Annotated in this window: 19 protein-coding genes; 10 read left to right on the top strand and 9 right to left on the bottom strand. The window is 40.5% G+C overall.

All coding sequences use genetic code 11. The annotated features are described in order from the left end of the window. Positions 1-2: 2 nt before the first annotated feature. Genes icmH through CWB80_RS16605 form a run of 4 tightly spaced genes read right to left on the bottom strand, consistent with a single transcriptional unit; the run spans position 3 to position 2,992 of the window. Positions 3-725, bottom strand: coding sequence for a type IVB secretion system protein IcmH/DotU (gene icmH / locus CWB80_RS16620; RefSeq protein ID WP_138599201.1), 723 nt, complete (start codon positions 723-725; stop codon positions 3-5). Between the two features lie 11 nt (positions 726-736). Then, entirely contained in the window at positions 737-2,077 is a 1,341-nt protein-coding gene (gene tssK / locus CWB80_RS16615) for a type VI secretion system baseplate subunit TssK (RefSeq protein ID WP_054554076.1), read from the bottom strand. Then, the gene (gene tssJ / locus CWB80_RS16610) at positions 2,077-2,544 is read right to left on the bottom strand and encodes a type VI secretion system lipoprotein TssJ (protein WP_082389302.1); all 468 of its coding nucleotides are present in this window, start codon (positions 2,542-2,544) and stop codon (positions 2,077-2,079) included. Before tssJ ends, tssK begins: the two co-directional genes overlap by 1 nt. 28 nt (positions 2,545-2,572) lie before the next feature. Continuing rightward, positions 2,573-2,992, bottom strand: coding sequence for a hypothetical protein (locus tag CWB80_RS16605; protein ID WP_138599200.1), 420 nt, complete (start codon positions 2,990-2,992; stop codon positions 2,573-2,575). A 303-nt stretch (positions 2,993-3,295) separates the two neighbouring features. Between CWB80_RS16605 and CWB80_RS16600 the strand changes: the two genes are divergently transcribed. The 5 genes from CWB80_RS16600 (at position 3,296) to CWB80_RS16580 (ending at position 9,595) form a co-directional block, all read left to right on the top strand. Next, positions 3,296-7,117 (top strand): contractile injection system protein, VgrG/Pvc8 family, encoded by a 3,822-nt coding sequence (locus tag CWB80_RS16600; protein ID WP_138599199.1) that lies wholly within the window; start codon positions 3,296-3,298, stop codon positions 7,115-7,117. Positions 7,118-7,129: 12 nt separating this feature from the next. Then, positions 7,130-7,993 (top strand): immunity 49 family protein, encoded by an 864-nt coding sequence (locus CWB80_RS16595; protein WP_138599198.1) that lies wholly within the window; start codon positions 7,130-7,132, stop codon positions 7,991-7,993. A gap of 148 nt (positions 7,994-8,141) precedes the next feature. Then, positions 8,142-8,651, top strand: coding sequence for a hypothetical protein (locus tag CWB80_RS16590; RefSeq protein ID WP_138599197.1), 510 nt, complete (start codon positions 8,142-8,144; stop codon positions 8,649-8,651). Positions 8,652-8,680: 29 nt separating this feature from the next. Next, positions 8,681-9,004 carry an immunity protein YezG family protein gene (locus tag CWB80_RS16585; RefSeq protein ID WP_138599196.1) on the top strand — a complete coding sequence of 108 codons (324 nt, stop codon included), beginning with the start codon at positions 8,681-8,683 and terminating at the stop codon, positions 9,002-9,004. Between the two features lie 246 nt (positions 9,005-9,250). Beyond that, positions 9,251-9,595, top strand: coding sequence for a PEGA domain-containing protein (locus CWB80_RS16580; RefSeq protein ID WP_054554082.1), 345 nt, complete (start codon positions 9,251-9,253; stop codon positions 9,593-9,595). A 50-nt stretch (positions 9,596-9,645) separates the two neighbouring features. Here CWB80_RS16580 and CWB80_RS16575 read toward each other — a convergent pair whose 3' ends face one another. After that, positions 9,646-10,005 (bottom strand): DUF1294 domain-containing protein, encoded by a 360-nt coding sequence (locus CWB80_RS16575; protein ID WP_138599195.1) that lies wholly within the window; start codon positions 10,003-10,005, stop codon positions 9,646-9,648. 52 nt (positions 10,006-10,057) lie between these two features. Between CWB80_RS16575 and CWB80_RS16570 the strand changes: the two genes are divergently transcribed. Next, positions 10,058-10,582, top strand: coding sequence for a hypothetical protein (locus tag CWB80_RS16570; RefSeq protein ID WP_138599194.1), 525 nt, complete (start codon positions 10,058-10,060; stop codon positions 10,580-10,582). Between the two features lie 75 nt (positions 10,583-10,657). Here CWB80_RS16570 and CWB80_RS16565 read toward each other — a convergent pair whose 3' ends face one another. Beyond that, positions 10,658-11,200, bottom strand: coding sequence for a carboxymuconolactone decarboxylase family protein (locus tag CWB80_RS16565; RefSeq protein WP_054553610.1), 543 nt, complete (start codon positions 11,198-11,200; stop codon positions 10,658-10,660). Between the two features lie 102 nt (positions 11,201-11,302). On the opposite strand from CWB80_RS16565, the gene CWB80_RS16560 reads away from it, so the two are divergent. Beyond that, entirely contained in the window at positions 11,303-11,884 is a 582-nt protein-coding gene (locus CWB80_RS16560) for a TetR/AcrR family transcriptional regulator (RefSeq protein WP_138599193.1), read from the top strand. A gap of 33 nt (positions 11,885-11,917) precedes the next feature. Here the strand turns inward: CWB80_RS16560 and CWB80_RS16555 are convergent, their stop codons facing one another. Continuing rightward, positions 11,918-13,381 (bottom strand): DUF3360 family protein, encoded by a 1,464-nt coding sequence (locus CWB80_RS16555; RefSeq protein WP_138599192.1) that lies wholly within the window; start codon positions 13,379-13,381, stop codon positions 11,918-11,920. 1,170 nt (positions 13,382-14,551) lie between these two features. Continuing rightward, positions 14,552-16,675, bottom strand: coding sequence for a methyl-accepting chemotaxis protein (locus CWB80_RS16550; RefSeq protein WP_054553606.1), 2,124 nt, complete (start codon positions 16,673-16,675; stop codon positions 14,552-14,554). Between the two features lie 151 nt (positions 16,676-16,826). Here CWB80_RS16550 and CWB80_RS16545 point away from each other — a divergent pair, with 151 nt between their 5' ends. After that, positions 16,827-18,560, top strand: a complete 1,734-nt coding sequence (locus CWB80_RS16545; protein ID WP_138599191.1) for a GMC family oxidoreductase — start codon at positions 16,827-16,829, stop codon at positions 18,558-18,560. A gap of 27 nt (positions 18,561-18,587) precedes the next feature. Here the strand turns inward: CWB80_RS16545 and CWB80_RS16540 are convergent, their stop codons facing one another. Continuing rightward, positions 18,588-19,016: an organic hydroperoxide resistance protein gene (locus CWB80_RS16540; RefSeq protein WP_054553604.1), complete on the bottom strand. Its 429-nt coding sequence runs from the start codon at positions 19,014-19,016 to the stop codon at positions 18,588-18,590. 123 nt (positions 19,017-19,139) lie between these two features. Here CWB80_RS16540 and CWB80_RS16535 point away from each other — a divergent pair, with 123 nt between their 5' ends. Both CWB80_RS16535 and CWB80_RS16530 read left to right on the top strand, forming a co-directional pair. Continuing rightward, complete coding sequence (locus CWB80_RS16535; RefSeq protein WP_054553603.1) at positions 19,140-19,571, top strand: MarR family winged helix-turn-helix transcriptional regulator; 432 nt, start codon at positions 19,140-19,142, stop codon at positions 19,569-19,571. 93 nt (positions 19,572-19,664) lie between these two features. Further along, positions 19,665-20,678: a zinc-binding alcohol dehydrogenase family protein gene (locus CWB80_RS16530; protein WP_138599190.1), complete on the top strand. Its 1,014-nt coding sequence runs from the start codon at positions 19,665-19,667 to the stop codon at positions 20,676-20,678. The last annotated feature ends 49 nt before the right edge of the window (positions 20,679-20,727 follow it).

The raw sequence follows: 20,727 nt of genomic DNA, 5'->3' as shown, positions 1-20,727 counted from the left end.
TCCTATCGAGTCTCGTTGGTTTTACTTAATTGCGTAAGTACTTCTACTTGATTATCTATACGTTGGCTGCTCTGAGTTGCTTGCTTGTTAATAACAAAATGAAAACCAGCAAAAAGTGAAACAATCGATGCCAAGCAAATTGATAAAATCACCCAATAAGGAATGTTTCGGCCTACCTTCATTGCAAACCCTTCAAGTGGCGCGCCATTATCAGATAGTTGCCCTCGTGGAGTACCGCGTACATCTTCTATTTGCGCACGAACATCAACAATTAAGGCTTTAAGTTGCTCAATTCCTTTCACTTTGTAGATACCCTCAAAGCCAAGTTGCAAACAAATGTAATACACTTCTAATGCTGCAAACTTTGGCTCACCTCCGGTACGAAGTTTTGCTAATCGCTCAAAAAACTCTTCACCCGCTCGATTATTACCAAAAAACTCAAGCTGTAAGGGTCTCGACATCCAATCCATTCGAAAATGCGCGCCAGAGCTCATTACAAATTCATCACACATTGCAGTCAGGGCAAACTTAACTTCCTGCATAACACTGGTTGTTACTTGCTGGGTATAACAATTACGTTCAAACTCATCAAAACTCGTAAGTAACTGCTCTCGAAAATCGTTTAGTTCAAGATCTGTCGATTGCTTTAACTTTAAAGGCGCAAGCGCGTTTATCACTGGCGCAATACAGGCGATTAAATCAAGTTCGTTTTTTTCTTCTTGCATTGTCTTGCGTCCTAATTTCTTGCCACTGTAACGATTTCGACTTGCGCCGCTTGTAAGCCAAATGGAATAAATAAACTAAGCGATTGCTCTTCAATAATTTGCTGCCAAATAAAACCATGAGCCTCTAAACGGAAGTATTCATAGCCACTTTTGATAGCTAGTTTATTAGGTGGTCGCTGACAATGTGTTAACTGCACGCCCGCAAGAGCCGATGCAATCATAATTTCGAGCTTTTCTGTGGCGCCAACTTTGACCTGATCACTAAACGTATCAATCCACTTGGTATCTTCAGATTCAAAGTAAACGGCCAAGTAGAAGTCGTTATTATCAAAAATGGCTGAATCAATGGTGGCAACCTGATAAATGGCGTTCGATACTTTCTCAAGTTTAAGACCTGCCATTTTCTTAGGAACAACACCTTCAAGTAATTTACTTAATAAAATATCTAGGGTGCCAAAGACATGAGTCAATTGCTTATGCTGATAAGGCGGGATTTGACTCACTAAATCACTGTGCTCGAACATCGACACAGAGCTAATTAAGTCAACAAGCTCGCAATATAATCGCTCTGGATGAACAAGTTGCAAACTTTTTAAATGGTCTAAACGTTTTGCAGATGGTGCCATTGCATTTAACAACAGAAAGCTATTCATTTCGTTAGGTCCAAAATCAGTAACTGAACCAAAGTTCTTTCTACGGCCAAGCAATACGTTCACTTTTGCATTTACCAAATTCGCCGTTCTATTAAGCAACTCGGTTAAATAAAACGAGGCCTGTATCGTTAATAATGGCGGCACAAACTCTTTGCTGACTTTAAACGAGCCGTCTTCAGCACGCATAATTTTGATACAAGCAAGCGTATCAAAATACGTTTTTACATCGTTATCTGTCAGCAAAATATAATTAGGTTGTGCAATTAGCACTTCACGGTTTCTTGCTGCATCGTGGTGATCACTAAACTCAATGTAATCTGCTTGATAGGCACTGAGTTGACCGCTAGTTGCATAGCCTTCAATGTCGCTCACAACTTTATTTGCTGCAATCGCTAGATACACAGTGACTTCATCTGTATCGGCAGCTAACTCAAGCTTTAGTTCTTCGTGATGTTGACGATCAAACTCAAGTAAACGTCCATTTTCAAGAATCGCTTTAAAGCTGATCACTTTTAAAATACCGCGAGCGAGAGCGGATTCATCAATAGTAAGGTGGTGCAAACCAAAGGCCAATGGCGAAATCAAGCCTTGTCTAACAATCTGATTTTGCTCATGGTAGTCATCAAACAACTGAAAATGCTGCTGTGCTAGCAACACGCCTTCAGCCCATACAGGTTTCATTGGCCCTTTAACATTCATTACTCAGCCTCGTCTTCATCTGGTAATTGAACTTCGTTATTTGTAATCAATACATCTAACGATGTAGATAATTTAACTGGCCCGTCACCGAGAGGATAAAACGTTTTCCATTTATCACCTTGGCGATCTCTAAAAAGGGCTACAATGGCAACAAAACGCGCATTTTCTGCTTGTTCAAATTCTATTTTTGTTTTCTCAGCGGGGTTAATTGTTTTTTCTTCTACGGTGATCAACGTATTTGATAAAACTGACTTATCTGATTTCCACAAATCTTCAAACGTCGCCGTTTTAAAACTCTGTATGTCTGAAAGTTGATACACTCTTAGTACCACAGGCAGAGCTTCATCAAATTGGTTCAAATTAAGATTATCTGTCGCAGTGATATCTAGCTCTACATTTGTGCTCATACATGCTGTTAAAGACATAAACAAAGTAATTAGCACTGCTTTTTTAATTGCAAAACGCATTCAAAACCCCATTGATTTATTAGATTAATTAATTTTTACAAAGAACTTCTTCGTAAACAGGACAGATTACTCGATTAAATCGCACTGATGCGCAATCGGACCATTTATGACTATTGAATATTTTCGTAAAAATACCTGAACGTCTATTTTCTTGGTTATCAACAGCAAGAGACTTAATAACCACATCATCTACAGAAGAGATTATTTTTGTATTTAGAACAATCAACTCATCAATATAAGCGCTTATATCTTCTTTAATTAAAATGATTTTACCTTCATTTTTAGGTGGACTATTCAGGAAAAAGAAAAACTGATCGATCACCGACGCTGAAAACACTCGATGTGCTGGAATACCGGTCTGATCAAGTAAGGAAGAGATACTTTTAGTAAGAGACCAAGCCAAAAAATAAAAGCTATCGACTTGATTTATAAATAATTTTTTATCCATAAAATCATCCTTGATTAACCAAAAAAAGTACAAAGTCATGTCATACTTTTGGTACATTAGTCCTTAAAACGGGGGCATAATACAAACATCCTTTGAAAAAAGTCAACTCAATACAGCTCAAAAATAAAACTAATTTCAATTTAATATAAAAACTAATAACAATGTATTAATTTAGACCAAGCTGCATTATGAACAAAATTATGACGTAATTATTACGATTACAATTATTCTATTGAATATTGATTAATAAGTGTGTATTTTCCCCTTTCTTGCTACAAGACTTAGTTAAAAAAGGACAAGGATGTGTCTAATTCTCGACTATTAATTGATGTAAATAACATAACCCTAAATGTCACTCAGGTAGATGGAATTGAGAAATTAAATCAAGGGTTTGAGTTTATTCTCACTGGTGAATCCAGCCAGCAAATTCTTTTAGAGCATCTGCTTTTACAAAGCGCATTAATTACATTCGTTAATAAAGATAATTTTTTTCGCCACCTAGCAGGGATCATTTTTGAGTGTGACAATTTAGGTACATTCAAAGGTAAATATCGATATAAAATAGTTATTAAAGATAGATTGAGCACATTAAAAAACATTACAAACAGTAAGGTTTTTATTGGCGTTAATTTAAAAGATGTTATTTTTTATTTAGCAGGCCAAGCTGGCTATTCACCAGGGCAAATTGATTTTCGTGTCGGATCATCACTGCCAGCGCTTCCACAGTGTGTGCAAGCAATGGAAACCAACTGGCATTTTCTACAACGCTTACTAACCCAATTTGGCTTGTTTATTTGGTTTGAAACAAAAAATAACGTTGAACTGTTAGTGATCAGTGATAGTAACTTAAACAGCCCATATTTGCAGCGCGGTGTTGTATCAGTCAAAAACTCAGCCGGTATGAATAACGATGAAAATACCGCTTATGTTGGCTTTTTTAACAGCCAAGTACATCACTCTATTTACAATGATCGCACTGACTGCGTGGCCCATGGACAATATTTAAAGGTCGCAAGTAACAGTCAATCTTACTTTGAACCATGCGCATCAACACCCAGTGCCGCCTCATTACAAGCGCAAGATTTCAGTAACGCGTTAGCCTCTCTTAATAAAACAACGCAGCTAGTGGGTAATGTATGTGATTTATTTGCGGGTAGCTCAGTTGCAATTGACGACCAAACCGGCACCGGCAGTAGTGCTGATTTACTGTGTGTTAGCGTGTATCACAGCAGTGAACAACCTAATGACGAAAATAGTCACCAAGGTTTAACACGCTATAGTTGTAAAGCCCAATTTATCGAACGTGGTACGCCTTTTAAAGCCAAACCTTTGCCACATCAACCCAAACCTATGGTATTTCCGGCTAAGGTAGAGTCTTTAACGACTTCTAGTTTCATTGATGATTTAGGTTGCTACCGTGTGCGAACTGATTTTGACACAACTGCAAGGCCAATTGCGCAATCAAGCCAAGCAATTCAGCAACTTGCTTTATACGCATGTCAAAACCAACCTCAGGCCACTGGCTGGCACTTCCCCCTTGTTGGTGGTTCTGAGGTACTTATTGGCTGTATAAATAACGACCCTAACAACACGTTTTTAATGGGTTTTGCGATGAATGAATCGCAGCCAAGCGTTGTCACCGCTGCAAATAATACGCAAAACAGGCTGGTCAGTGCGGCGCAAAACGAGCTGCAGTTTGATGATGACAAGCAAGCACCTAAAATCATTTTACAAACCTTAGCCAGTGAGCACTATCTTGAGCTCAATGCCAAAAAATCAGGCCGCCAATTTATAGAATGGATAAGCCAGCTCGGCACCATTAACTTACATGCAGGTAAAGACCTCTGCCTAACAACTGAGAACGACAACATTCAGTTTGTGATTAAAAACAATCAGTTTATTGATGTTAAAAACAATGTTTCGCTCAGCACTCAAAACCGCGATATCAACATGCAAAGTGCAGGTAGCCAAGCATGGCAAGGAAAAAACACTCTTATTGAATCTCGTCAAGCACTGTCGATGGTCAGTGGTCGCGCAGTTAAAGCCTTTGCGCAAAGCGATATTCAGCTTAAAACCAACTCAAGTGACTTAACTATTTCGGCCCCCAATGGCTCAACATTTTTGCAAACCAACCAGTCAATCGCGATTACAGGCTCAGGCCGTGGTGATTTAATTCTCCATAACGAAGGCGGCGAAATTAAACTCGACAGTCAAGGAAATGTTGAGATTATTGCCACCGATGTACTCACCCTCGATGGCACATTTATAAATTTTGATGGCCCCGTTGATTACGATATTGAAAGCCCAAGTACAGCGCGTGCACAAAGCGTTAATGTGAGTCGTGCGCCTGCTATTTCATCATTTGATTTGGCTGATAGCTCACTCGATTCTACTACACTATGCACACTAGACTTAAGCTATTGCTACCTAGATGGCAGTGCTGAAGACAATATTCGTTACTCGCTTATCGATAGCCTTGGCCATGAGCACACCGGCTCACTCAGTAATGGCAAAGCGCAACTGGCCAACGTGCCGCAAGGTCAAAGTCAGGTTCGTTTTATTGCTTCATCTGATGACGACGAACAGCGTTTAGTTGCACTGCGTAATGAGTTTAAGCAGACCCTAGAAGCAATGCTGAATGAAGTTCGACAAAAAGCGGCCATTGAAGATGCCTTGTTTGAACAAGAAAGCCTATTTAACCAATACATGATAGAGCTAGGTGCAAATGCCACTGGTTTTTATCAAGGGGCAAAGTCACTTATTGAGGGCGTAGCAGACCTGATTGTACTCGGTATCGATATTAACATAAGTGTGTACTCTGCTTGCTTTAGAATTATAGAAGCCATTGCTCGCGGTGATAAAGAAGCCGTTAAATATGAGCTAGAAACAATTATTTCTTTCTCACAAAAATCAGCCCAATCACTTACTCAAGCATGTGAGTTACTTTACATTCTACTTGATGAAGAACAAACCCGCTTGGCGATAGCGCGTTTCCCTTACGAGTATATTGATGCCCACTCACACGTAGAGCAAGAACGATTAACGGGTATTTTGGCATTTGAGGTCGTATTAGCACTGCTCACAGGTGGCGTGGGTGCGGCCGCTTCACTGGCAAGTAAATCAAGGTATTTAGCAAAAGCAAATAAAGCACTGACTCAGATTGCCGAGATTGTTAAACGCAAGCAGCTAAATAAACAGTTATCACACGCTGTGACGGCTGAACATCCGACTGTTTCAGCCAAAATAAACAAACCAGATACACAGTTACAGCCAAGTAAAAACCACGCTGTGGCGACGCATATATCAGCAAAAGACCATGCTGACTATTTACTCAGTGAATTGTCTGACGATATTCGCGGCAATTACCGCGCATATACCAACAGTGAAGGTAAAGTCATTATTAGTCGCCTTGATGGCAAAAAGCCCCCTAAATTACGTTACGAAAATGGTAATTTAGTGCCCGTGTCGGACCAAATAAATGTGTTTAACAAAATAGCGCAAAAATTAAAGATAAATCATGCTAATTTAAGTGACAACGTTAAACAGCGCCTCAAACAGTTTGAAGCAGCACGCAATCAAGCTGTCGCCAAGCGTGATGCCGCACTTCTTGCCGGAAACGCCACTGCATTAAAAGAAGCGCAAAGTGCCATGCGCTTAGCCAGTGAAGCACTGGGTGAAGAAGCCGCGCGCATTTATGTGAAACAAAATTATCCAGATGCCACACCATTGGCAAGCAAACTCCCCGGCAAAGGCAAACAAGGCCAATTTGACCAAGTGTATGCAACAGAAGACGGTAAAGTATTAATTATCGAAGCCAAAGGCGGTAATGCCAGTTGGGGTAGTCGGAGTGCTGGTAAAGATAGAGCGCAACAAGGCTCTGAAAAGTATATGAATTCGATAATTGAAAACTATAGTGAACAGTTAAAACGCCTAACAAAAGACCCTCGCTACTTAGCGGGCGATGATGATTTAGTGAAAGAGGTTCAAGGCATTCAAGATATGCTGGATGATATTGATGATGCAAGATTAGATGGGGCAGTTGAATACATAGGTATTCAACAAAAAGCCAATGATGCAGGGCTTATCGAAGTTATTGACGTATCGTTTTTTGATATAGGATTTTAAGGAACTAATAAAATGATTGAAAGCCATTACAGCTTTGCACAAGTTAGTTATGACCATATGGTAGAGCGCTATATAAAGCACGAAGATAAAAATATACCCCGTATTCAAAAAAATCCTCGCTTAGGATTCTATACACAGTTTACCCGTAATATCATTGACTCGTTCCCCATGGAAGCGATTCAAAACCCCAATAGCTACCATGCTTGGCTCTATGTTATTCGCGCTTCGCAATTAGGCCATGGCATATTTCAAAGTGACGCCCATGACGGCCAACCTTTCCCTTTCTTTTACGATGATGAATATTTAGAAGTAACTGGTAAACGTGACCCTGAACATGCTGAGCACCCTGTGTGGCTCCTTGCTTTGTACAGCAGTATTATCGCCCGTAACCATGACGCTATCGCTTACTTAACGGCTATCGATAACGATGTCTTTAAAACAGCTAATTATGGCAATCAACTGAGACCCTTTGATTATGCACTGTCTGACTTACTCAAAGGGCTATTTAACCCGCGTGCCGACTTGACCCCTTTAATCGAGCAAGCCTATATCACCTGTAACCCAGATGATTACGTTGATGATGAAGCATACCTCTATGTAAGTCGCTTGGAATGGCCACTTATCCCGGTGATCACCGCCATATTCACTGATAACGGTGAGCAAGAATATAATCAAGCCATGGAAAAAGCCCTGCTGGCGCATAATGAGTATTACAGTGATGAAGACCGAATGTGGAGCAATCGAGGTGCAGTTTCTTTACCCCTTGCAGCCTTAGCCATCATCGCTAAAGACGTAAAAGGCTATAAGCTCACAGTTGAAAATGGCTACATTCCAGCATGGTTAATTGATGTAACACCACCAACAGACCCAAATTAATAAACGACAGTAACCGCTCTTTAACAACATGGATGCTGGCAATAATTATGGTGTAGCCGAAACACTAACTCTTAAAAATGATCCTCCCTCAATATCTGAGATGAAGAACGTTATTAGTACCCCACTATTACCAATAAAAGGTTAGCCAATGAGTAAATATATAGCACCTCCGTTAGGACTGATAGAACATCATAATTTAAAGAGCAATGAAGAGCTGCTTTTAACTATTGATTATGAAATGTTTCCTGATGAAACAACGATTATCTTTAAAAAAGAAGCTTATTTAGTCATATCTACTGATTATTATTCAAAAATGGATAAAAAACGAATTTTTGTTCAAGAGGAATTCCCCCTCATAGCATTATCATGGATAGTTGATTCTATAGAAAATGGCTTTTTAAAGAAAAAGGAAAAAGGCGGCTTTTCAAACTACGAGCGTAGTACCACCGCTGAGTTTAATGGTGAAAAAATTGGCATCAATGCAATGGTGCATTGCTGTGCTGAAAATGTACCAGGTTTGAATATATGGAATGGCAACCGTAAAGACTATATAGCTAATATGACCCCACAGCAATGGGATATTCCTCTATATATGCTAAAAGATGGCTTATTAAAAGAGTTAAAGCTTTTAGCCAAAAAATACGAAAACGGCACTTAATAACAAAACAACACCGCTAAGGAAAGCCTATGAACACAGACGTAAAACATATCCCACAGCAACTAGGTCAATATCTCTATCAACAAATTAATGATGACTGGTCGAAAGCGATGTTAGTTATAGATTGCCAGCACGATGAAGTCATTACATGCCAAGCCTTTTATGAAAAAGAGGCCGATGAAACACAGCACCCTATTGCCGTTTCTGACCACATTATTGATTTATTTAAAACACTGTTTGATTCTGCAATACAAAATCAACCAGAAAATTGGCAACGTGCGATTTTCAATCTAACTCGACAGGGTAACTTCAGCATAGCTTTTGATAAAGAGAATAATGATGAGAACCAATAAACATTACTTTCAAAACCACAACAAACATAATAGGTAAAAATCATTAATTAATAACATTAATGAAACTATAATTTGAACCTTATTAGGATACATACTAAAATAGCTAAAAATTTATTATTGATGATAAATATGAAAGTCACGGAAGACGAATAATAGCTCCCCACCTCTATTGTTATTCCTTGATTCTTCATGAGTTTTCAAACTATAAGCGGTTTCGTTTATTGTGAACTATTAAATGGAGTATTTATGAAAAAGTTAAGCGCATTATTTGCCTTATTGGTTTTAGCAGGCTGTTCATCAACCCATGATGTTGAGCCACAACCTGAGCCTATTGCAGAAGTAACGCCTGAAGTGGTTGTAGATGAATCGGTTATTTCATTAACGGTAGTCACAACACCTGATGATGCGCGCGTTCGTATTATGAATATTAAACCTGTTTATGAAGATGGTATTGAACTTGATGAAGGTAAGTACGACATTGAAGTAACCAAGCCTGGTTACTTAACTTACCGCAAATGGGTTGTTGTTGATAAGAAAACAATTCTAACAATTGAACTTGATAGCATTGAATCAATTCAAGCTGCTCAATAAGAGGTTTTAACAAAAAAGGAAAGCTGTTGCTTTCCTTTTTTGAGCTTCTTTTAAATTAACTGAAAATAATATAGCGACCATATCGCACTGCAATTAACAATAACTGTTAACCAGAGTACGGCAATAAAACTACGTTTTTTAGATTTGTGTCTTAACCATTGCTGTGCAATGAATGAACCTGGCCAACCGCCGATTAACCCTAAAATATGCAGTGTACGCTCAGGTACTCTTATCACATGCTCGCCATGTTGCATTGCTAAACGTTTATCCCAGCCATACACCAAAAAGCTTATTAAGCTCGCTACACTGTAAGTGCCTGCAATAAAGTAGGTAATATTAAGTTGCCATGATGTCAGCCATAGCAGCGCTAAAAACAACAATGAAAATGTAATTAATGTTTTCTTAATCAACGAAGTATCACCTATACTGTGCAAAACAAATTAATTTTATCGGGGCGCTATTATGGCATACCTAAAATCACTTTTACTATCAATCTGCCTGTGTTCGCTTTCTGTTATGGCAGCAGAGCAACAACTTGATGACAAGCTAAAAGTGTTTGAACCTTACTTAGGCACGTGGCAGTCAGACTTTAATGTCGCAGCAGGTAAACCTGCGGTGCAAGATGTGAGTACCTGGCAACGCGCGCTCAATGGCACGGCTATTAAAACCATTCACTCTATCAATGAAGGTGAATATGGTGGTGAGTCGATGATTTTTTGGGACAATAAAAAGCAGTCTTTGGTGTTTTATTACTTCACTACAGCTGGGTTTTACACCCAAGGCACTATGAATGTACTTAGCCCTACTCAGTTTGTTGCTTATGAAAATGTAACGGGTAACAAAGATGGGATCACTAAAGTCAAATCGACGAGCGAGTTTAAAGATAACAGCTTTGTAGTGTCGACCTCTTACCTTAAAAAAGGTCAATGGACAAAACCCGATACCCGAGCTTACACCCGCAGCGAAAAAACGGTTAAGTTTAAGTAAGCTATACCCAAACCACCTCAAGATGCAGAAACTCGCACCTTGAGGTGGTTTGGGTATATAGCCGTGCTTTATTTATTACTTAATAAATTTTTTAAACGGCTGATCAACAGGCGTATCAGCTAAATGGTTCGTATAATTACTCATTACTTTTTGTGCTAAACCTAGAACAATTTCTAATAATTGCTGATTTCCATAACCCGCACTGTAAAACTCTTCTAACTCACTTTCGTCAATTACACCTCGGTTGCGCGTCATTGCTAAGGTTGTATTTCTTAAAGTTTCTAACTTGGGATCAGCAAGTGGAGTTTTATTAACTAACGCATCAACAATCTCTTGATCAACCTTCATACTCGCAGCGATTGCACTATGTGCAGGTACACAATAATGACAATTATGTTCAACATTAATTGTTTGCCAAACAACTGTCAGCTCTTGAGCATTAAACGATGTTTTTTGAAATAACTCATGAAGCACTTGGTAACCTTCAAGTAGTGTAGGTGCCTCTGCCATCACGGCATGTAAATTTGGCAACATACCAAAGGCTGATACTGAGTTATCGATAAGGGCTTTTGAGCCCTCTGGCGCGGTTTCTTTTGTGTAGAGTTCAAAGTTTTTCATGTTATCTCCTATCGTGTCTGACTAAGATTTATGATTAGCCTAGTTGTTTTTGAGCAGTTGTTCAAGTTAAAATTGAACAACTGCTCAATTTTGGTGTTCGTCATGGTCAATAAAGTTAAATTCAATCGCGATGAAGTAATCACGAAGGCACAAATGCTATTTTGGAAAAAGGGTTTTTCTACGACATCTACCCGTGATCTCCAAACGGTCGTTGATATGCGCCCAGGCAGTATTTATTCAGCGTTTGGTTCAAAAGAAGGTTTATATTCAGAGTCTTTAAAAGTCTATGCTACGCAACTTAAGCTGTTGCTAGCGAGCCATATTGAGAATAGCGAAACAGTGCTTGATGGCTTACATGCATTTGTTGTTACGGTACTTGAAAGTGCTGAAGATGGATGTGAAGTATGTATGTTAATCAAAGCAAGTACAGAATTCGATCACACTCAGCCTAAAATTAAAACGTTAACCGATGACCTTTTGCAGCAGTTTGAACACGACTTATCGACTCTATTTGATATTGCACAACAGCGTGGTGAACTAGCCAACACTCATAGTCCGCTAGAATATGCTCGTTTATTTCAGATACAATTTACTGGCTTAAGAAGTTATTTACACAGGCCAATGTCGAAACCGATGACTGAGCAGCTTATTGGTATGATGTTCACACTTATAAAAAATTATTAAAGGGTAAGGCGTTTATCACCTTACCCTCACATATCAATGTCTAAAGTCTGACATTAAAGCCGGAATACCTGGCAGCATCCCCACTATTGCCATCACGCTTGTTAAGATAACAAACATCACTAATGGAATAATCCAGCGGCTCATTGGAGACAGCTCAGAGCTTCGCTCTTTACAACCAATTAAGCCCAAATTGTCGAGCAACATAGTTAATGACCAACCAAATGCAGGGTTCACTAAGGTCGAGGAAAACACCACAATAGCAGCTGATTGCGTAGTTTTACCTTCACGGGTCATTTCCATGCCAGCTTCAAGAAGTGGGATAAACACACCAACTATTAGCGCGACGCATAACACAGGTTGCCAAATAGCTAAATCCATTGGGTAGCCCCAAATACTGGCAATAATACAAAATAATGCCGTTAATACCGCCCCCGCAGGAATTGGGCGTTTAGCGATGGCTGCTGGCACGATGTAGGTTCCCCATGACGAGGTAAAGTTAGAGCCGCCTAACAATGAACCAAATGTCTGGCGGATTGAAGCACTAAACATGGTATCGTCAATGTTCATTTGTACTTTTTCAGTGCGTTCTGGGTAACTAATTTTTTGGAATACTTGATGTCCTAAAAAGTCAGGTGACCACATGGCAACCGCAAGCACCGCGAATGGCAAGACCACTACAAAGCTCTCTAGGGTTGGTAATCCCAGCATCCAACCGGTATTTTCACCCCACCAATACATTGGGTTCATATTTGGTAAACCCGGTGCTGTTTTAAACTCAAACGGCGCCCCTAGTAAAAATGCAATTAAACCGCCAAGCAAGCAACTTAATGGCACGGCTAACCAACGTTTTTTGTAGTGCTCAAGTAAGGCGTACAACACGATAGTCGACAAAATCACAATGAAAGCGATATGGGTCATATCAATGCCTTCAGCCCATGCAAACAGCTTTTTAACCTGTGAAATCGTACCAATAAAGCCAAGGTAAAGCAGTAAACCGCCACACACGCCTCGGCTGGTTAACCCCGCCAGTAAACTCCCGCCTTTACTAAGCGCCAGTAATAGGCCAAACGCCCCTATCAGCAAACCAAAAGCCATTGGGTGACCACCCGCTGCCACCACTATCGGGATCAAAGGAATAAGCGGCCCATGCGTACCCGCTAAGTTTGCTGTTGGTAAAAAGAAGCCCGAAAATAATAAAATGAAGATCGATACAATTAACAGCTCATAACGCACGTTTTCTAAAATAAAACCTTCGCCTAAGCCCAGTGGCGCTGCAAATGTTGCAGCAATTGCACCCACCATGACCACCTTGCCTATGGTCCCTGCCATGGCAGGGATAGAGTCTTCTAATTCAAACCGATAGTCACGAAATGGTAAATTTGGACGCCAACGCTTAGGCTGCATAATTTGTAATTCGTGTTCAAGGTATTCGTCACGACTCGAAAATTCACTGCTGGGTTTATGAATATCTTGATAGCTTTGTTGCTTCTTATTCATAAGTTCTCCTACTACCTATCTTGAAAAATTGTGTGAGTTTTTATTATGCAGTTAGGGTAAAGCAGCCTGACGTAAAACACGATTAGGCAAAAGGTAGGGTATGAATTTATAAAATAGGTGTTTTTAATAAACTGAGAGCATCCGAAAATAAATTTAACACATTGATATACAAATTTTTATTTATAATAAACGCTTTGAAAAAGTAAGCTAAAGGTTATTTTTCAAGCACATTAACTATTAGTCTAATAAATTGTATGAATAGCAGACAATCAAGTTATTAGGTCACAGAAGATAATCTGTCACGCTTGCTTGGCGCACGAAACACGTTTCACGCCTACGTCCAAGGGTTTAACTTTTGAGTGGTGGTTAATTATTCATGACTAAAGTCATTCCTACGAGAGATAGAAACGAGGTGCGAGGTGCGAGGTGCGAGGTGCGAGCATGAGCTTAAGTTTCTTTGCACTATACGACTAGTAATTAATTAACGGCTCTGATAAAAATACACTGAATATGGAAGAAAACGAGCTATAAGCCCGTTAAGTTTAATGGAATTACTATCCTAGTGAGGTTCAAATGGAAATTGAAGTAACCAGACCAAAACAACATCATGATAAAATTAGAGATTACACTTTATGGACCGATTCTAAAAAGATCGGAAAAATCAAACCCAACTCTTTAACCAACTACACAATACCTGACGACGCTAGATTTATCTGGTTCTCCATTGATTGGTGCTCTAGCCCTAAACTTTCTGTCAAAGATATTCAATCAAATAAAGTAACTGTTTCGAACACTATGAGCAGTAACTTACTATCGGGTCTATTTTTACCCATTTATTACGTTACTTTTGGTAAAAATAAATATCTAACAATTACGAGCGATGTATAACCACCCTTAATCGATTTCAGATTCGATTACTTCATCGCATAACGATATTTTTACCCTTCGTCGCGGCATAAAGCCGCTGCGACCTGTAGGCGTCACGCTTGCTTGGCGCACGAAACACGTTTCACGCCTACGGCCAAGGTTTACTTTTGTGTGGTGATTAATCATTCATGACTAAAGTCATTCTTACGATAAATAGATACAAGATGCGAGCTTGTAGCAGCGATTTCACATCGCGTTTTTCTCGTATCTCTTATCTCGCAACTAGAACTTATAGCTCCCTCTCTATTTCGTTTTTAACTTATTCAACTCATCATCTTGTTGTGCAACAAGTGCATTAAGAGTTTGGCTACCATCACCGGCTTGGGTAGATAGCTCAGCGAGTTGTGATGCGGCATCTGAAATTAACGTCAGGTTGCGGTTTATTTCTTCTGTGACCGAGCTTTGCTCTTCTGCAGCCGTTGCAATGTGGGTAATTTGTTGCGTGATTTCGTCTACTTTAACTACAACTTCGTGTAATGCATCAAATGCAACTGAGGTTTCATCTACCGCGGTCTGTGCACGCACAACACCTTGTTCAATAACCTTAGACGCATTACCTACTTCTAGCTGTAAGCTGTCAATTAAACCACTGATGTCATCGGTTGATGAACGCGTTTTTGAAGCAAGGGCCCTTACTTCATCAGCCACCACCGCAAAGCCACGACCTTGTTCACCAGCCCTTGCTGCTTCAATTGCCGCATTCAGTGCAAGTAAGTTTGTTTGCTCTGCAATCGTTCGGATCACGTCTAAAATTTGTGTAATGTCGTTACTGCGTGCCGCAACTTTTTCGACCGCTTGATTAGCCTCTTTAATTTCGTCCGACATGGTTTTAACTTGGGTAACCGCAGACGACAAGCTCGATTCACTGCTAACAACTAAACCATTTATTTCATCGGCTTGTTGCGCTGACTGCTCTGAGGCTCTTGCAACTTCAAGGGCTGTTGCGCTCATTTCGTTCATAGCGGTCACTACGCTCTCAATTTCTTGGAATTGAGCTTGAACGTTGTGCTTAGTATCAACAGCAACACTAGTCGCTAGGTGAGCCTGCTCTTTGGTTTGCGTTGATACATTCTTAAGCTCACCAATTAAATCGCGCAATTTAGCAAGAAACGCATTAAAGCCAGTTGCTAATGCGATTAGCTCAGCGTGAGTATCAACATGTAAGGTCTGAGTTAAGTCACCTTCAGCACTAGCAAGGTTATCAACGCGCTTTTGAATCTGCTGTAATGGTGCCACAATTGTACGGATCACTAAGGTCATGATCACAAAGGCTGCACCAGCAATAATAATACCCGTCACCAAAATCAAACCGCCTAGTGTGTTGGCATTTTCACTCATGCTATTTGCTAGCGCTTGAGGCCCTTCAAGGGCAAGCTCGGCGGGTACTTCAATCAGTAAGTTCCACTGTGTTTTAGCAAGCTTTATGGTAATTGGGTAGTTAACTAAATACTCATCACCGACTTTAAATACACCACTTTGCTTTTTCGCTTTTACGTAATTGTCTAAAGTGCTTTTAGCCACCGCCTCTTTTAACGGTCTGCCAAGCTTATCTTTGTAATGGCTGCTACCAACCACTAAATCGAGTGAGCTTAATAAAGTGACGCGAGCTTTGCCGTTATACAATTCTTTTGAGAGTTGCTCGGTCATGCTTTGAAATACAGGCAATGTTAAATCAACCCCGGCAACACCAATAAATTCGTTATCACGAAGAATGGGCACAGTTAAAGAGGTCATCATTTCAGAATAACCAGGGGTGATTTCGTATAAGTAGGGTTCCATAATACATGGCACTTTGGTGTCTTTTACACACAAGTACCACTCAGCTTCACGCTGACCAAATTCATTGAGCGTATCCACATATTTTTCAGCCGCATCGTCAACTGCCTGCTGTTCTATGCTGCCATCTCTATTACGAGTAAAGTAGATTTCTAAAGTACCTACACCAGCAACTGAATGATCATAACCACTAATAAAATTAGCATCTCGGCCATCAAACGCATTTGCTTCAAATTGCGAATAAATAGATGAAAGAATAGTATTTTTTTGTAGCAAAGAGCGATTTAACTCAACCACCGCATCTCGAGTTAAGGTGCCTGCTGCATCGTGATCCCCTAAGATTGCTGCAAATGAATAAGGTACTCGATAGGCTTCGTTTATAAAACCTGCAACTTGTTCACCATACGCTACGGCATTTGATGCTAGCTTTTCTTCAACTTCGGCGACAATCAGCTTTTCTGATTGCGCAGCTAAATCTTGGTTACTGCTCGATAATTGCCACCATAAAACACTTGATAAAACAAAAACGGTTATGAAAATGCTTCCAACTGTAAGCCATAACAACTTTTTCGCTAACGCTAACTGCCGCATTGATTCTTCCTGCTACTATTATAAATCACCTTTAGTTTAGACCATTTGACTGGTTTCATTAGGATAAATATAAAAAAAGTATGATTTCTAATAATTAAAAAGTAAGTTAATAATCAGCTAAATTAATAATAAACACCAACAGGCGAAAACAATGCAGCAACACACATTTGATTTTGACCAAATTATTATAGGCTCGGGATTTGGTGGCTCTGTGAGTGCGCTTCGCCTAAGCGAAAAAGGTAACCGAGTTTTAGTACTTGAAAAAGGTCTTCGCCGCGAAGATAAAGAGTTTCCAAAGACCAACCTAGATATCAAAAACTATATGTGGCAGCCAGAAATTGGCCTTAAAGGCTGCATTCAATTTTCGTTTACCAGCAAAGTCGCAGTGTTACATGGCGTTGGTGTTGGCGGTGGCTCACAAATTTATGCCAATGTGCACCTTATTCCTGATGATGAAGTCTTTCAATCTCCTGCTTGGACACGGATAAAATCAGACTGGAAAGACAGCCTCATGCCCTACTATGGCCTTGCACAGCGCATGTTAGGTAGCGCCAAAAATACCTATACCAATGTTGCCGATCACACACTAAAAGACATTGCTGATCAAATGGGGCAAGGCGACTCATTCAAAACCGTGAACACCGGGGTGCTTTTTGCAAAACCCGGCGAAGCCTATAAAAAAGAGCTACCCGACCCATACTTTAGTGGCGATGGTCCGAGGCGAAATACCTGCCATTACTGTGGTAGCTGCATGATTGGTTGCCGCCATAATGCCAAAAATACTTTAATGAAAAATTATCTGTACTTTGCAGAACGCAACGGTGTAGAGATAAGACCTAGCTCTGAAGTAATCAAAATCATCCCGCTTAATGCAGATGGCAGCGCCGGATACAAAATTAAAATTAAAGATACCAGCCATCGCAATAGCCATATTTATACGCTGACAACACGGGGCGTCGTGCTAAGCGCAGGGGTGATGGGCACCGTGCCTTTGCTTTTAAAAATGCGCGATAAAGACAAAACACTGCTCAATATTTCAGCTTGGCTAGGCCAGCAAATTCGCACTAACTCAGAAACCCTCACCACCGCGAACAATACCACTAAAAAAGTTGATGATGGCGTTGCGATCAGCTCATTTATTTCGGTCGACAAAGACACCAACATTGAAATTTGCCGGTTTAGAGAAGGCGCTGATGGCACATGGCTATATTTACCTTACGTTCCTATGGTGACAGGCAAAGGCCTCAAGCGTATTGCTAAGTTTTTAGTGAATACACTGCGCCATCCAATAAAAACAGTTAAAGTATTGCGGCCAAAAGGCAAAGCCCGCAGCTCAATTGTATTTTTGGTGATGCAAAAATCCGAGGCGTTTATTCACCTTGAATGGCGACGCAAGTGGTATCGGTTATTTAAAAACAGCATTACTGCGGTGCAAAAAGACAATGACACGCCGCTTAGCGTTAGTTTTCCAAAAGCAGAAGAAGCAACCAAACTCTACGCCGAAAAACTCGGTGGCGTGCCCGGTTCAGCCTTAACTGAGGTGCTCTTTGGTGCCCCAATGACGGCGCATATAATGAGTGGAGTCGCCATGGGCACTGATGCCTCTAACGGCGTTGTTGATAGCTCAGGTGAAGTGTTCGGCTATCAAAACCTACGTGTTATTGACGGCTCAATCATACCCGGAAATTTAGGGGTAAACCCATCATTAACCATTACCGCATTGTCGGAATACGCAATGAGCCAAATACCGGTATTCGATGCAGCCCGAGCAAGTAAGATAAAACCAATACAATTTAGTGAACCACGCGAAGGTCTAGTATCAGCACTTACTGGTTCAGGCGATTTAGCAAAGTCGATTGCTGAAAAACAAAAAAGCCGTGCATAAAGCACGGCCTATTTTGGTAAATAGCGATTAGATCACTGATAACTCTACAGCAATGTTACCGCGTGTTGCGTTTGAGTATGGGCATACTTCGTGCGCTTTATTAACCAATGCAAGAGCGGTGTCTTTATCAAGATCACCTACCGATACCGCAAGCTTAACTGCAATACCAAAACCTCCTTCTATAGGACCAATTGATACTTCAGAGTTAATGTGGGTATCTGCTGGTAATTTAATTTTTGCTTGGCCTGCCACTAGCTTTAATGCGCCGATAAAACAAGCCGCGTACCCAGCTGCAAATAACTGCTCAGGGTTTGTACCTTGACCATCATCACCACCTAACCCTTTAGGAGTTGATAGTGCCACATCTAAACGACCATCGTCTGATTTTGCTGTGCCTTCACGGCCACCTGTTGCTGTTGCTTTTGCTGTGTATGCGACGCTTTGTAGTTCTTTCATGATTACTCTCCTAATTGAGTGAAAATATATTTTGCATGCAAAGTATATTAGATCAGCTTTTTCGGGATTGCAAATACTTTGCATGCAAATTAAAATACTCGTATTGAATTTTGAGGATCGTGCATGAAATACCCACAACTAAAATTAGATAACCAGCTATGCCACCGCTTGTATATGGCATCGAATGGGATTGCCCGTGCGTATCGAGATTCTCTCAATCAATTAGATTTAACCTACCCGCAGTACGTAGTTATGATGGCGCTGTGGGAAAAAGATCAGATCAGTATTGCTGAATTACTTGAAAAAACCGCCATTGATGGCGGTGCGATGACGCAAATTTTGAAAAAAATGAGCGATAAAGCATTGTTGTCGATCACTAAGGATAGCCATGATAAACGCAAACGACTCGTGCAGCTCGAAGCCAAAGGCAAGGCGATGCAAGATCAAGCCGCTGAGATACCGTCGCAAATTCGTTGTCGCTTCCCGAGCATTAACGAACAACAAGCACTGCAACTGATCGAGTTACTCGATTTAGTAAATAGTGACCTTAATTAACAAAAATTATTTGAAAGTGAATTTGGATTACACCTCTTTTTAATATAATTCTATACGCTATAGTGTTTAAAACTCATCAATACGGACACCATCATGAAAGCAATTGGATACACAACAGCAACCCCAACGTTATCGGACTCATCATTACAAGCGATTGAATTACCCGATCCCGTTGCTACAGGTCACGACATTCTTGTCGCCGTAGAAGCAATCTCAGTAAACCCTGTAGATACTAAAATTCGCGCTAATGTTTCACCAGACAATGGCTACAAAGTTATTGGCTGGGACGCCGTGGGGACGGTTAAAGCTGTTGGCGACAAAGTATCGTTATTTAATGTCGGTGACCGTGTGTTTTATGCTGGCGACTTAACGCGCCAAGGCAGTAATGCTGAGCTGCAACTTGTTGATGAACGCATTGTCGGTCTTGCACCAACAAGCCTGAGTAATAGTGAAGCAGCCGCCCTGCCCTTAACAAGTATTACGGCATGGGAGCTATTTTTTGACCGCTTACAGATTGAAAAATCTCAAAACAATAAGCCAGCCTCTGTATTAGTAATAGGTGCCGCAGGTGGTGTAGGCTCAATTTTAGTGCAGCTTGCCAAACAGCTTACCAATTTAACCGTTGTTGGTACCGCCGCACGAGAAGAAAGCGCCAACTGGCTTAAAGGTTTAGGTGTTGATCATGTACTTGATCATAGCAAAAACCTTAACGAGCAACGTCTTGCGGCCGACCTGAATGAATTTGATTACGTAGTGAGCTTAACGCACACCGACCAACACCTTGATAGCATTATGGAAGTGATCAAGCCACAAGGTAAATTGGCACTGATCGACGACCCTGCAAGCTTTGATATTTTGAAGTTAAAGCGTAAAAGTATTTCGTTGCATTGGGAGTTTATGTATACCCGCTCAATGTTCCAAACAGAGGATATGATTGCCCAGCATCAGCTTCTATCAGAGCTTGCCACCTTGGTTGATAACGGCACAATTAAAACAACATTAGGTGAGCATTTAGGTAAGATAAACGTAGCAAACCTTATTAAAGCCCATGGGATTTTAGAGTCTCATCAAGCTCGCGGAAAGCTTGTGTTGGAAGGGTTTGAGTAACGAGGAATGAAAAACGAGGTGCGAGCACGTAGCAGCGATTTCACATCGC

Source organism: Pseudoalteromonas sp. S1650 (assembly GCF_005887195.1).
In the GTDB taxonomy this organism is placed as follows: Bacteria; Pseudomonadota; Gammaproteobacteria; order Enterobacterales; family Alteromonadaceae; genus Pseudoalteromonas; species Pseudoalteromonas simplex.
Note: the sequence above shows the minus strand (reverse complement) of the source record. Positions and strands in the feature narration are given on the sequence as shown.

Coding starts and splice junctions, on each gene's coding strand:
- CWB80_RS16550 (WP_054553606.1), bottom strand. CDS start 16,675: ATGCGGCAGTTAGCGTTAGCGAAAAAGTTGTTATGGCTTACAGTTGGA.
- CWB80_RS16560 (WP_138599193.1), top strand. CDS start 11,303: ATGGTCAATAAAGTTAAATTCAATCGCGATGAAGTAATCACGAAGGCA.
- CWB80_RS16605 (WP_138599200.1), bottom strand. CDS start 2,992: ATGGATAAAAAATTATTTATAAATCAAGTCGATAGCTTTTATTTTTTG.
- CWB80_RS16555 (WP_138599192.1), bottom strand. CDS start 13,381: ATGAATAAGAAGCAACAAAGCTATCAAGATATTCATAAACCCAGCAGT.
- CWB80_RS16590 (WP_138599197.1), top strand. CDS start 8,142: ATGAGTAAATATATAGCACCTCCGTTAGGACTGATAGAACATCATAAT.
- CWB80_RS16570 (WP_138599194.1), top strand. CDS start 10,058: ATGGCATACCTAAAATCACTTTTACTATCAATCTGCCTGTGTTCGCTT.
- CWB80_RS16540 (WP_054553604.1), bottom strand. CDS start 19,016: ATGAAAGAACTACAAAGCGTCGCATACACAGCAAAAGCAACAGCAACA.
- tssJ (WP_082389302.1), bottom strand. CDS start 2,544: ATGCGTTTTGCAATTAAAAAAGCAGTGCTAATTACTTTGTTTATGTCT.
- CWB80_RS16545 (WP_138599191.1), top strand. CDS start 16,827: ATGCAGCAACACACATTTGATTTTGACCAAATTATTATAGGCTCGGGA.
- CWB80_RS16595 (WP_138599198.1), top strand. CDS start 7,130: ATGATTGAAAGCCATTACAGCTTTGCACAAGTTAGTTATGACCATATG.
- CWB80_RS16585 (WP_138599196.1), top strand. CDS start 8,681: ATGAACACAGACGTAAAACATATCCCACAGCAACTAGGTCAATATCTC.
- CWB80_RS16530 (WP_138599190.1), top strand. CDS start 19,665: ATGAAAGCAATTGGATACACAACAGCAACCCCAACGTTATCGGACTCA.
- CWB80_RS16565 (WP_054553610.1), bottom strand. CDS start 11,200: ATGAAAAACTTTGAACTCTACACAAAAGAAACCGCGCCAGAGGGCTCA.
- CWB80_RS16535 (WP_054553603.1), top strand. CDS start 19,140: ATGAAATACCCACAACTAAAATTAGATAACCAGCTATGCCACCGCTTG.
- icmH (WP_138599201.1), bottom strand. CDS start 725: ATGCAAGAAGAAAAAAACGAACTTGATTTAATCGCCTGTATTGCGCCA.
- CWB80_RS16580 (WP_054554082.1), top strand. CDS start 9,251: ATGAAAAAGTTAAGCGCATTATTTGCCTTATTGGTTTTAGCAGGCTGT.
- tssK (WP_054554076.1), bottom strand. CDS start 2,077: ATGAATGTTAAAGGGCCAATGAAACCTGTATGGGCTGAAGGCGTGTTG.